Origin of the sequence: Bradyrhizobium sp. 35, assembly GCF_023073215.1 — a bacterium.
Classification (GTDB): domain Bacteria; phylum Pseudomonadota; class Alphaproteobacteria; order Rhizobiales; family Xanthobacteraceae; genus Bradyrhizobium; species Bradyrhizobium canariense_D.
Window position 1 is genome coordinate 12,858 of the sequence record NZ_JADPJC010000133.1, and the last position, 12,371, is coordinate 25,228.

The 12,371-nt window shown below is 63.3% G+C and carries 12 protein-coding genes and 1 pseudogene; 9 read left to right on the top strand and 4 right to left on the bottom strand.

Going from position 1 to position 12,371, the window contains the following annotated elements; genetic code table 11:
* The first annotated feature begins 177 nt into the window (after positions 1 to 177).
* The 9 genes and pseudogenes from IVB36_RS27040 to IVB36_RS27080 all read left to right on the top strand — a co-directional run bounded on the left by IVB36_RS27040 (position 178) and on the right by IVB36_RS27080 (position 9,754).
* Entirely contained in the window at positions 178 to 1,842 is a 1,665-nt protein-coding gene (locus tag IVB36_RS27040) for a recombinase family protein (protein ID WP_247393681.1), read from the top strand.
* A gap of 5 nt (positions 1,843 to 1,847) precedes the next feature.
* Positions 1,848 to 2,897 (top strand): ParB/RepB/Spo0J family partition protein, encoded by a 1,050-nt coding sequence (locus IVB36_RS27045; protein ID WP_247393683.1) that lies wholly within the window; start codon positions 1,848 to 1,850, stop codon positions 2,895 to 2,897.
* 395 nt (positions 2,898 to 3,292) lie between these two features.
* Entirely contained in the window at positions 3,293 to 3,844 is a 552-nt protein-coding gene (locus tag IVB36_RS27050) for a hypothetical protein (protein ID WP_247393686.1), read from the top strand.
* Complete coding sequence (locus tag IVB36_RS27055; RefSeq protein ID WP_247393688.1) at positions 3,825 to 4,196, top strand: hypothetical protein; 372 nt, start codon at positions 3,825 to 3,827, stop codon at positions 4,194 to 4,196. The genes IVB36_RS27050 and IVB36_RS27055 overlap by 20 nt, the downstream gene beginning before the upstream one ends.
* Positions 4,197 to 4,221: 25 nt before the next feature.
* Positions 4,222 to 5,673: pseudogene (locus IVB36_RS27060) on the top strand (YifB family Mg chelatase-like AAA ATPase); the annotation flags it as partial.
* 55 nt (positions 5,674 to 5,728) lie between these two features.
* Positions 5,729 to 6,070 (top strand): hypothetical protein, encoded by a 342-nt coding sequence (locus IVB36_RS27065; protein WP_018459621.1) that lies wholly within the window; start codon positions 5,729 to 5,731, stop codon positions 6,068 to 6,070.
* Positions 6,071 to 6,189: 119 nt separating this feature from the next.
* Positions 6,190 to 6,657: a hypothetical protein gene (locus IVB36_RS27070; protein ID WP_085349256.1), complete on the top strand. Its 468-nt coding sequence runs from the start codon at positions 6,190 to 6,192 to the stop codon at positions 6,655 to 6,657.
* A 140-nt stretch (positions 6,658 to 6,797) separates the two neighbouring features.
* Positions 6,798 to 9,023, top strand: coding sequence for a PAS domain-containing hybrid sensor histidine kinase/response regulator (locus IVB36_RS27075; protein WP_247393691.1), 2,226 nt, complete (start codon positions 6,798 to 6,800; stop codon positions 9,021 to 9,023).
* 101 nt (positions 9,024 to 9,124) lie between these two features.
* Positions 9,125 to 9,754, top strand: a complete 630-nt coding sequence (locus IVB36_RS27080) for a histidine phosphatase family protein (protein ID WP_018459624.1) — start codon at positions 9,125 to 9,127, stop codon at positions 9,752 to 9,754.
* An 84-nt stretch (positions 9,755 to 9,838) separates the two neighbouring features.
* On the opposite strand, the gene IVB36_RS27085 is transcribed toward IVB36_RS27080, so the two are convergent.
* The 4 genes from IVB36_RS27085 to hisF all read right to left on the bottom strand — a co-directional run bounded on the left by IVB36_RS27085 (position 9,839) and on the right by hisF (position 12,365).
* Positions 9,839 to 10,078 carry a hypothetical protein gene (locus tag IVB36_RS27085; RefSeq protein WP_018459625.1) on the bottom strand — a complete coding sequence of 80 codons (240 nt, stop codon included), beginning with the start codon at positions 10,076 to 10,078 and terminating at the stop codon, positions 9,839 to 9,841.
* A gap of 106 nt (positions 10,079 to 10,184) precedes the next feature.
* Complete coding sequence (gene coaA, locus IVB36_RS27090; protein WP_007598451.1) at positions 10,185 to 11,141, bottom strand: type I pantothenate kinase; 957 nt, start codon at positions 11,139 to 11,141, stop codon at positions 10,185 to 10,187.
* Positions 11,142 to 11,161: 20 nt separating this feature from the next.
* Positions 11,162 to 11,488, bottom strand: coding sequence for a phosphoribosyl-ATP diphosphatase (locus IVB36_RS27095; RefSeq protein WP_007598445.1), 327 nt, complete (start codon positions 11,486 to 11,488; stop codon positions 11,162 to 11,164).
* Between the two features lie 100 nt (positions 11,489 to 11,588).
* Complete coding sequence (gene hisF, locus IVB36_RS27100) at positions 11,589 to 12,365, bottom strand: imidazole glycerol phosphate synthase subunit HisF (RefSeq protein WP_018459626.1); 777 nt, start codon at positions 12,363 to 12,365, stop codon at positions 11,589 to 11,591.
* Positions 12,366 to 12,371: the final 6 nt, after the last annotated feature.

Consider the following 12,371-nt stretch of genomic DNA (forward strand, 5'->3'; position numbering starts at 1 on the left):
GGGGAACACCGTCACCATTATCATCCTTCGGAGCACCGTTCGGTTCGCTTGGGCCATAGCACGGACAGCACAAGCACTAGGAGCCCTTGGGGAGGGTTTGGAGAGCGCCGTGGACCATCAGGCACTTGCCGACGTGCTGCAGCCCCTTGTTGGCGACGCTACGGCCTGAGCAGTCCCATGAACGTCCCTGTGCGCACCGAGGCCGTGACCAAGGCCTATTCCTACGTCCGGTTCTCGACACCATCGCAAGCCGCTGGGGCGAGCCTCCAGCGTCAAACCGAGAAGGCGGCCAAGTACGCCCTTGAGCATGGGCTCACGCTCGACACCGAACTGAAGATGACGGACCTCGGTGTGTCAGCCTACCGGGGAAAGAACGCGCACCAAGGAGCCCTCGGAGGGTTCCTGCGAGCTGTCGATGCGGGATACGTCGAGCGTGGCAGCTACCTGCTGATTGAGAACATGGACCGGCTCTCACGCGCTGACATCGTCACAGCGCAAGGGCTGTTCCTCCAGTTGGTTGGAAGCGGCATCAACCTTGTGACCCTCACGAACGGCGAAGCATACTCAGCCGAGCGTTTCCAGCGGGAGCCCGAGGCCATCTTCTTGGTCGTGCTCGAACTGATCCGGGCGAACAAGGAGAGCGTGCGCAAGGGACAGCTTGTCGGTGATGCTAAGGCGCGCAAGAAGCAGCGGCTTGCTGAGAACGGACTGGACGGGAAACCATACACCCGACAGACACCCGCGTGGATCACTTGGTCCGACAAAGAAGGACGTTACGAACTGATCAAGGAGCGAGCGGACGTCGTGCGTGAGATGTTCGAGCGCATGGATAAAGGTGATGGGCTTACTCGGATTGCCCGAGACCTCAATCAACGCGGTCTGCCGACGTGGCCACGCAGCGGAGACCAGAGGACCGCTGATCACTGGAGAACAAGCTACATCAGGAAGGTGCTCGCCAGCTCTGCACCTATCGGAACCTTCACACCGCACACCACGACCCATGACGAAACCACAAGGTCGCGCCGAGACGAGCCTATGGCTCCCGTGGAGAACCTGTTCCCCGCTGCGGTTGATGCAGACGTGTATTGGCGTGTGAACCGCAAACTGAGCACCAAGGCGGCCCGAGGTCGGAACGCCAGACAGCCCACGAAATCCATCGTGTCAGGCATCATCTTCTGTGCCACATGTGGCCATGCGGTGACCCGAGTGGCCAAAGGCGACTACGTGTACCTCGTTTGCTCCCGAGCCAACATGCGAGCTGAGGGCTGTGACTACAAGGCCGTGCGCTACGACACCGTGGACAAGGCTCTCCGAGAGAACGTGCGAGGCCTCATCAAGGAAGCGCCACGTGGCAAGAGTACGGCCGCACTGGAGAAGCAAATCGAGGAACTGCAGGCCAATGCTGACCGCGTAGAGCAGTGGGTATTCGATCTGGCTGACCTAGCTGCGCGTAACAGAACCCCAGTGGCAGACCGGAGACTGGGCAAAGCTGAGCGGGAACTGAAGGCCATACAGAAGCAGCTGCGGGACCTCCGGACACAGAGGGATACCATGACGACCGCAAGCGTTAAGGACAGGCTCAAAGCCGTTGAGCACGTGCTGACCAAGAGCGACGACGTGGCGGAGACCAATGCTGCCCTACGGGACGCCATACGGCGCATCGTGCTTGATCCGGTGCAGGGACATCTGTGGATCAGGTGGCACCACTCCGAGGAGATACAGGACGTCCCGTGTGGCACGCGGCACATGGACTGGACGGAGATGCGAGAGACGACACCACCGATGCACGCGCTGTTCCCTGAGAAGGCCGCAGCGGACACCAACGGACAACTCAAGGATTGAGCCACTTGGCTAAGCAGACGCGCAGAGCAGAGAACACCGCAGCAACTCTCGACACCGAGGTAAAGAAGGCCACCAAGGAACTTCAACGGCCATCGGCAGGTGAACCACTGAAACTCAAGCTCCGATGGGAAGACATTGAAATCAGGCCTGCACTGTTTCAGCCGCGCATCTTCGCGCATGGGCTGAAGGAAGTAGACGAGCGCAATGTCCACGACCTGCTTAAGATCATCGGCGCGATAGGTGAGCTGGACCCGGTTACGGTGGTCAAGCTGGATAATCGGTGGACGTGCGTGGACGGACACCACCGGCTGGAGTGCTACAAGAGACTGAAGTGGAAGGACCCAATCAAGGCCACCTGGTTCGCGGGCAGCGTGAGGGAAGCCTTGGACTACGCGGTGACGAGCAACGAAGTGATCAAGCTCGCCATACCAGACCGCGACCGCTACGAGCTGGCTTGGCAAAGGGTTGTGTTGGGATGGGGCAGCAAGGCGGAGGTCGCACGCTTCGCGATGGTCAGCGAGAGGCTTGTGGCCAACATGAGAATGATCAAGGCGAAGTTCGAGAAGGGAGATGCGTTCGCAAAGGAGTTCCGGGCGAACCTCGGAGCTGAGCTGAAGGACGTGACGTGGCGGCGGGCGAAGATGGCCCACGACGGAGCATCACCGGGACAGATCGACAAGCACGAGGCGGCGGTGAAGTTGGCCAAGGTCATTGGCAACCGGATGCATCAGAAGCTCTCCGAAGACCCCGAGGTTACGGCGCTGGCCTTGGCGCTCTATGACCCGCACCTGCCCCAACCGCTGGGGGAGGAGCTGCGTAAATTCACCACCAAGGAAGGCGACTTGGAAATACCGACCATCCCCAAGGCGTCCCTAAGCCACATGACGGACCAACAGCTTGAAGGAGCCGTGGAGCGCATCGAGAGCACGCGGCAGGCACTCCTGCGGCGACTGCGGGAAGCCGAGGCCGAACAGGAGAAACGACGGGCAGGCTGGACGCCTTCGGATGACACATGGGACCAGTGGGTTCAGGAGGCTCGGGAAGCGGGCGAGTAGGCGCCAAAGGTATGCATGATGGACTAGGCCTATGCACATGCACAGCGGGGCGCACACCGAGCCCTTTCACTAAGTCGCTGTAAATGCTGCGTTTTCGATGCTGCCAGTTTATATCAGTATAGCAGCACAGACTTATGTCGGACCAAGGCTGACGCTGCTGGGTCACCGGAGCACGCTGCTGTTGCGCCTTTGGCAGCAATCGACCGCTTTAAGCCCGCCATTTAAAGCCGGGGTGCAGGACTGACCCCAAATGGGACCCTGCTGTCCAGATGGGACCCAAATTTTCTGACCCACGCGCCATACAGTCAGGTGCACGATCCGGGTGAGAAGGGGCAACGACACACTTCCTCGCTGCAAACCGATATGGCAACCTCATCATCGGGGGACGCACGCTTTTGTCTGATTATCTGACGCTGGGGCTTGCATGGCTGAAGGCACGTGACCTCGCTGGTACGTGGGCCGACGTCAGCGGCTTCTTGATTGCCATCGTGGGGTTCGGGGCAACCCTAGTTGGCGTTCGAAAGTCGAAAAACGCAGCGATAGCGGCGCAGCAGGCAGCGCAAGCCACGCGCGACAGCATTCGGCTTCTGGAAACGATAGTCGATTTTTCCACGGCCATAGCAGTGCTTGAGGAAATCAAGCGCGCCCACCGCGAGACAGGCACTTCTGGCACTCTTCCGGAGCGCTACGCGACCATTCGCAAGCAATTGATCGTTCTAAAGGGGTCGAAGGTCAAACTGTCGGACGACCAGCTTGCGGTAATCCAGAACGCGGTGGCAAACCTGAGCACCATGGAAAATCACATCGAGAGGGCTCTCTCGAACAAGACCGCCCTTCCCGTCGCAAAATTCAACTCCATTATTTCCCGAGACATAGACAAGCTGGTCGATGTCTTGACAGCATTGAAGACAGATCAGGAGGTCCGCAATGGCGCTGAGCAAACCTAAGAGGCTCGTTAGGGCGCTCTCCGCGAAGACACAGCAAGGCGCCATCGACTGGCAAGAGAGCTTGTCGGCCGACACATTCCAAGCGTCTTTCAAAGATTACTCGGTCCAGATTGCGCTCAGGGACGGACCAGTGGAGGGATCCCCGATCATCACTCTTTCCGTGCTCAACGACGAGGGGGTTGTCGTTGATCGGTTCAACGACGAAGAGCTTGATCTTGAAGGCGATGAGGAGCGGTTGACTTGGTTCACTATGATGCAGGAGATGCACAACCTGGCTCTTCGCCACGCACGCGGTGCCGACAAGGCTCTGAATGCAATCCTCGGTGAAATCGAGGACGACATCCCGTTCTGACTAAAGAATTTGCCATTGACGCTCCGCCTTTGCGATCGTCGGTCTCCCGGACAAGGCGGTGTCGGAGGCGCGCGAGCGGGTCCGCTCGGCGCTGATCGCCTCGGGGCTGGCGCTGCCGGCGCGGCGGATCACCGTCAATCTCGCGCCCGCCGATTTGCCCAAGGAGGGCAGCCATTATGACCTGCCGATCGCGCTCGGCCTGATGGGGGCGATCGGCGCGATCCCTCCGGATGCGCTGTCCGGCTTCACCGTTCTGGGCGAGCTTGGCCTCGACGGATCGATCGCGCCGGTGGCCGGTGTTCTTCCCGCCGCGATCGGCGCCAATGTGCGCGAGGAGGGGCTGATTTGTCCGGCGGCTTGCGGCTCGGAAGCGGCATGGGCGAGCCCGGACATCCAGATCATCGCCGCAAGTTCGCTGATCCAGATAGCCAACCATTTCAAGGGAACGCAGGTGCTGTCGCGGCCTGTGCCGAAGGTGCATGAAGCAGCAAGCTCGCCGCTCGACCTGCGCGACATCAAGGGCCAGGAGAGCGCCAAGCGGGCGCTGGAGATCGCGGCCGCCGGCGGCCATCACCTGCTGATGATCGGCGCGCCCGGCGCCGGCAAATCGATGCTGGCGGCACGCCTGCCCTCGATCCTGCCGCCGCTGTCACCGGGCGAGTTGCTCGAGGTCTCGATGATCGCCTCTGTTGCCGGCGAGATCGAGGGCGGCGCACTGACGGCGCGGCGGCCGTTTCGCTCGCCGCATCATTCCGCCAGCATGGCTGCGCTCACCGGCGGCGGCATGCGCGCCCGGCCCGGCGAGATCTCGCTCGCGCATCAGGGCGTGCTGTTCCTCGACGAGCTCCCCGAATTCGATCCGCGCGTGCTGGATTCGCTGCGCCAGCCGCTGGAGAACGGCGAGGTCTCGGTGTCCCGCGCCAATCACCGCGTCACCTATCCCGCACGCTTCATGCTGGTCGCGGCGATGAATCCCTGCCGCTGCGGCAATGCGTTCGAGCCCGGCTATGCCTGCAAGCGCGGCCGCATCGATCGCTGCACGGGCGACTACCAGGCCCGCATCTCGGGGCCGCTGATGGACCGCATCGATTTGCGCATCGAGGTTCCCGCGGTGACCGCGGCCGATTTGATCCTGCCGCCGCCCGCAGAGGGCTCGGCCGAAGTCGCCGCGCGCGTGGCGGCGGCGCGGGATATCCAGCTCGCCCGCTACGCGGACGCCGGCCTGCCGAAGGTTCGCACCAATGCCGAAGCGCCGGCCTCGGTGCTGGAGGAGATTGCCAAACCGGATGCGCAAGGCCAGAAGCTGCTGCGCGACGCCGCCGAGACCATGCGGCTGTCGGCGCGCGGCTATCACCGCGTGTTGCGGGTGGCGCGCACGCTGGCCGATCTCGATCATGCGGACAGGATCGGCCGGCTGCATCTCGCCGAGGCCTTGTCCTACCGCGCACTCGCGGAGGATGTGCGCCAGATCGCCTGACCGATACGCCCGCGGCATCTTCCTGACGAACAGCACGTTCCCCGAGAGTGAAGCTATGACCGACGCCAATGCCTGCACCATCAGATTTGTTCGTGCGTCCCAATACGCTGATTGGCTGAGGTCATACGAGCTGTGGGTCAACGGGACCAGCGTTGGGAAGCTTGCGCGCAACGGCGTGTTGGAGATCACGCTGCCGGCCGGCGCCTGCACGATCGAGGCGACCATTGATTGGGGCAGGAGCCAGCCGCTCGTCGTTCGCACCACTCCCGGCCAAACCGTCGAGATCGAGGTCAGGAACAGGTGGGGTGCCTGGGCGGCGCTGTGGGCGATCAGCTTCGGCAAAAACAGCTATTTGGTTCTCACTGAAGTCGAGCGAAAAACGAACAGAAGCGCCTGACCGACTGAGATCCTCATCCCCGGATACCGGCATCAACCCGGCGGTAACGAGTTTCCTTTACGCTCTGCAAACCATAAGGCCCATCAGTTCCCCGTACCGGGCCCGGCGAGTAGCGCGTCATGTTGCGTTTCAAGATCCTGGCGTCGGTTGTTCCCCTGTTGGCGGCCGCGGTGTTTGCCCGAAGCGAGATCGGATCGGTCTCGCATCCCTGCATCGCCCTCGGCGACACCTCGGTCGAGCTGACGTCGCTGTTCTGGACCGCCGGCGTGCATGTCGCCTTCACCGATGATCCCGCGCGCGCCACGGTGCGGGTTCAGATCACCGAGGATGCGGACGCGGCCGACTTCGCCGTCGTCGACGACGGCCTCGGCTCGGAATCGGAGTCCTGCCAGGCCAACCCCTCGACTCGCCTGATCTCGATTGCCGCGCAGCCCGTCGACGGCGGTCAGGTGATCTATCTCTCCACCGAGGGGCCGGCGGATTACCGTGTCTATGTGCGCTCGAAAACCTTCTCGCAGCGCGAGGCGGCGGCGCTGATCGTCGGCGCCCGCGGCGGCCACCGCCGTCTCCAGGCCGCCTCGCTTTGAGCCGCGTCGCTTTGCGCCGTTAACGCCTCGTCAACCCTGTTTGGAGGCGGTCGCAGGGCCTCAAACTGTTCGCAAGGTCGGCGGCACATCGTCGTTTACAGCGAGCGTAGCGTTTTAAGAAAACAGTCGGGTCGGTGGCGATGGGTCGGACGTTCCGGATCAAGGTGCGCATGCGCCGCTTCAGGCGACAGCACCCCCGAATCGCCTTTGCGATCCGCTCCTTCATGATCTTCTCGGCGACCTTCGGCGGCGCCTATGGGTTTGTCTCCGGCAGCCGGTCCGAGACGTCCGGCTACGATCCCAATGCATTTGCGATCGGCGTCAGCTTCCTGTTCGCGCTCGCCTGCCTCGGCCTCGCCACGCTCAGCATGCGCCTGCGCTTCGTCAACAAGCGGATGCGGGCGCTGGCTGCCCACAACGAAACGCTGATCGACCGCAATTGGGAGCTGAAGGAAGCGGAAGAACGCGCCCGCAGCCTGTTCGAACAGCAGGGCGATCTGATCGTGCTGCGCGACACAAATGGCTGCATCACCTTCGCCAACGACGCCTATTGCGCGCTTGCCGGACAGGCGCGCGGCGCGCTGGTCGGCACGCGCTTTGATTTCGCCGTGCTGGAGCAGGGCGACAGCGCCCGCGAGAGCAACGGCACGCGCATTCACGACCAGAAGATCACAACCCCGCTCGGCGCGCGCTGGATCGCCTGGCGCGAAGGCTATGTTCGCCTCGACGCCGCCCAGCCCGCCGAATTGCAGAGCGTCGGACGCGACGTCACCGACCGCACCGAGACCGAGCGCGCGCTGTCCGACGCCCGCGATCAGGCCGACGCCGCCAACCGGGCCAAATCGCGCTTCCTGGCGATGGCGTCGCACGAGATCCGCACGCCGCTGAACGGCATCATCGGTATGGGCGGGCTGCTGCTCGACACCACGCTGACGCCTGAGCAGTCGACCTACGCCAAGGCCGTGAAGACCTCCGGCGAAGCGCTGATGGCGCTGATCGAGGAGTTGCTCGACTATTCCAAGATCGAAGCCGGCAAGCTCGATCTCGAGCAGCGTCCCTTTTCGCTCTCGGCCCTGATCGAGGACATCACCGAGCTGCTCGCGCCGCGCGCGCAGGCGAAGCAGCTCGAGATCGCCGCCTATGTCGACGAGCGGCTGCCGCTCGAAGTGGTCGGCGACGCCGCGCGGCTGCGCCAGGTGCTGCTCAACCTCGCCGGCAACGCCATCAAGTTCACTGCGAGCGGCGGCGTCGCGCTGATCGTCGAGCTCGGCATCTGGCCGAACGAGATCAGTTTTCTGGTGCGCGACACCGGCATCGGCATCGCAGCCGACGCGCAACAGCGCATCTTCCGCGAATTCGAGCAGGCCGACGAACGCGTCGCCCGCACCTATGGCGGCACCGGCCTCGGTCTCGCCATCAGCGAGCGCATCGTCAAGCGCATGGGCGGCCGCATCACGCTCACGAGCGAGCCGGGCAAGGGTTCGACCTTCGAGGTCGCGATTCCGCTCGCGCCAGCGCACGCTGGCGCAGAACAGACGGCGTTCCCCGTCCCCGATCTCACCGGCAAGTCGATCCTGCTGATCGCCGACGGCATCGAGGCCTCCTTGATCGCGCGCCGGCTGGAGCGCTGGGGCGGCCAGACCTGCATGGTGACGGACGTCGCGGTGGCGGAAGCGCTGCTGCCGGAACGCTCATGGCATTCGGTCCTGATCGATCGCGCGCTCGGCGCTGCCACCGCCGACCGCCTCGGCGAAGCCGCACGCAGTCATGCGACGCAACGCCTCGTGCTGCTGACGTCCGGCTCGCGCCACGAGAAACTTTCGCCGGCCTTCACGGGCTTCCTGGTGAAGCCGCTGCGCGCGGCCTCGCTCGCCGCACGCCTCACGCTACCCCCGGAGGTCGCCTCGCCCGATCTCGCGCCGGAGCCCTCGGCCCCATCCACCGCCGCGGTACCGGCGAAAGGCCTGTCGGTTCTCGTCGCCGAGGACAACGAGATCAACGCGCTGTTGATGCGCTCGCTGCTGACGAAACTCGGCCACCGCGTCGTCATCGCGATCAATGGCGAGGCCGCGCTGGAATCCTGGCTCGGCGCGGCATCGGCCGGCACGCCCTATGATCTCGTGCTGATGGACATCCAGATGCCGCAGCTTGACGGCATCGAAACGACAAAGCGAATCCGTGCGCATGAGGCAGCTAGAGGCGGCCATCACACGCCGATCCTCGCGCTCACCGCCAATACGCTGGTGGAAGATCGCTACGCCTGCTTTGAAGCGGGCATGAACGGGTTTCTGATCAAGCCGCTCGATCGCGAGAAGCTGGAAGAGGCGCTGGCCGGACTGGCGGCGGCGCGGCAGCTCGCGGTTTGATTCGGATTTCATAGGAACCTGATCTCGGCCGGTAATCGACAATTGAAATCGACCGCGTCGCACGTCACCATCCTCTGGGGCATTTAAACAGAGGATTTCGCATGAACGTGCTTTGCCGCCTCGCTTTCGTGATCCTTCTCTGTGGTTCCACTCAAGCCGCCGCGGCCGATAGCTCGCAACTGATCGCCTCGCTCAAGCAAGGCGGCTACGTGCTGGTGTTTCGCCACACCGCTACCGACGACAGCCAAAAGGATGTCTACCCTTTCAAATTCGACGACATGAGCGCCCAGCGTCAGCTCAGTGAAAAGGGCCGGGACATGGCGCGCCAGATCGGGACGGCCATCAAGGAACTCGCGATCCCGATCGGCGACGTCTACACCAGCCGGCTGAACCGCGCGATCGAGGCCGGCAGACTGATCTCCGGCCGCGAGATCAAGCCGGTCGACGCATTGACGGACAGCAGTAACGCGAGTGCGTCGGGCATGGCAAATCCGACCGGTGCAAATGCAAAGGCGGGCCAGGCCGTGCGGCAGTTCGTCGATGCGCCGCCCAAGGCCGGCACAAACACCTTCCTGGTCACCCACAAGACCAACATCGCCGATGCCTTCGGCAAGGAGGCCGGGGACGTGCAGGAAGGTGAAGCCTTCGTCTACAAGGCCGGCGGCTCGGGTCCCGCAACCTTTGCAGGACGCATCAAGCCTGCGGATTGGATCGCGAAGGCAGGCAAGTGAGCCACCTGCCGGCGACGCACGTCAGCTTGGGTGCGGAGCAGGCCGGGAGCCCGGCATCACTGCGCGCTCCGACGGGATGAACCGTTATGCGGCATAAGCCATAAACCGCGGCGCAGACAGCTTGTCATGCGGCGCCTGGCCTCCCCTGAACATGGTGTCTACCTGGGCGGCGCGCTTGCAATGCGGACACACGAAGAGATGCGCGATGATCGGGGTCGGCTCGTCCGCGAGCAGTTCGGAGCGGAACCACTTCATCTCGATATGGCAGTCCGGGCAGGTCGGTGCTTCGAGATGCTCGGCGGCGCTTCTGAGACGATCAACCATGGGGCCCGTTTGCGTTTCCGAAAGCCATAACCAAATACCCCTCGCCGGTCTGCAACAAAAGATACTCAGCCCGAAATTTGACAAAGGGCGCCGTCCATCAAGGCTGCTACAGCCGCCTGAGCGCCACGCTCGCCACCGTGTGATCGGCGCCCTTCTTCAGGATCAGGGTCGCGCGGGGACGAGTCGGCAGGATGTTGTCCTCGAGATTTGCGAGGTTGGTGCGTTCCCAGATCGCGATCGCGGTGGCGGTGGCTTCCTCGTCCGACAACAGCGCGTAGCGATTGAAGTAGGATTTTGGATTGGTGAACGCGGTGTCGCGCAGCGACAGGAAGCGCCTGATGTACCACTGCCGCAGCGCCGCCTCGTCCGCGTCGATATAGACCGAGAAATCGAAGAAGTCGGACACCACGGGCACGGCCTTGCCGTCACGCGGCAGCTTGCCGGTCTGCAGCACGTTGACGCCCTCGACGATCAGGATGTCGGGCTGGTCGATCTCGGCCCACTGGTTCGGCACGATGTCGTAGGTCAAATGCGAATAGACCGGCGCGCGCACATGGCGGCGGCCGGCCTTGATGTCGGAGAGGAAGCTGAGCAGCAGCGGCAGGTCGTAGCTCTCCGGAAAGCCCTTCTTCTGCATGATGCCCTGCCGCTCCAGCACGGCGTTGGGATACAGAAATCCGTCGGTGGTGATCAGCTCGACCTTGGGACGCGGCGACCAGCGCGCCAGCAGCGCCTGAAGCACGCGGGCCGTGGTGGATTTTCCAACCGCGACCGAACCGGCGACGCCGATGATGTAGGGCATCTTGCGGTCGCGGATGTTGAGGAACTGGCGCTCCGCGTAATAAAGCCGCTGCATCGCATCGACATAAATCGACAGCAGGCGCGACAGCGGCAGGTAGATGTCCTCGACCTCCTGCAAATCGAGGCGGTCGTGCAGCGAGCGTAGCCGGTCGAACTCGCCCGGCTCCAGCGTCATCGGCGTGTCGTCGCGCAGTCGCGACCACTCCTCGCGCGTATAGACGCGGTACGGATTATACTGCTGCTCGGGTGCGCGGATATCCATGACGCGACTCTCCACCTCGGCTAGCTGCCGCCCTTACGCGACGCCTTTTCTTCCAACCCTGACATATTGGTCCGCTTGTCCAATGCGGCCTCGACCTCTTCCAGCTTTACGCCGCGGGCCTTGAGCAGCACAAGGAAATGATAGAGCAGGTCGGCGCCTTCGGCGATCAGATGCGCGCGATCGTTTTCGACTGCTGCGATTACGGTTTCGACTGCCTCCTCACCGAACTTTTTGGCGCAATGTTCGGCGCCCTTGTCGAGGAGCTTGCGGGTATAGGACGCCTCGCCACCCGCTGCCGCGCGGGCGTCGATGGTCTCGGCCAGATCGTGGATGGTGAAACGCGGCATACAAATACTCGGAAAACGCGCCTTGGCCGATGATTGGCCGGTTTCTGACGGGATAAGCCGGTTCCCGCCGATGATTTAGCATTTTTAGGAACGGGAGTCGTCAGGCATCGAGGCGCATGGGCAGCCCGCGCCGGGACATGTGCTCCTTGGCTTCGCGGATGGTGAATTCCCCGAAATGGAAGATCGAGGCGGCCAGCACGGCGGTGGCGTGGCCGTCGCGAATACCGTCGACGAGGTGATCGAGATTGCCGACGCCGCCCGAGGCGATCACAGGAACGGGAATGCTGTCGGCGATCGCCCGGGTCAGCGGGATGTCAAAACCCTGCCGCGTGCCGTCGCGGTCCATCGAGGTGAGCAGGATTTCACCGGCACCGAGCGAGACCACTTCCTGGGCATATTCGATGGCATCGATGCCGGTCGAGTTGCGGCCGCCATGCGTGAATATCTCCCAGCGCTCTCCGCCACCGGCGCGCTTGACCCGCTTGGCGTCGATCGCGACCACCACGCACTGCCCGCCGAATTTCTCGGCGGCTTCCTTGACGAACTCGCGCCGCGACACCGCGGCGCTGTTGATCGAGACCTTGTCCGCACCGGCGCGCAGCAGGGTCTTGATGTCGTTCACCTCACGCACGCCGCCGCCGACGGTGAGGGGCATGAAGCAGGCTTCCGCGGTGCGCTGGACCACGTCCAGCATGATGCCGCGATTCTCATGGGTCGCGGTGATGTCGAGAAACGTAAGTTCGTCCGCGCCGGCGGCGTCATAGGCGATCGCCGCTTCGACGGGGTCACCGGCATCGCGCAAATCGACGAAGTTGACGCCCTTGACGACCCGGCCGTCCTTGACGTCGAGGCAGGGGATCACGCGCACCTTGAACATCGGAGG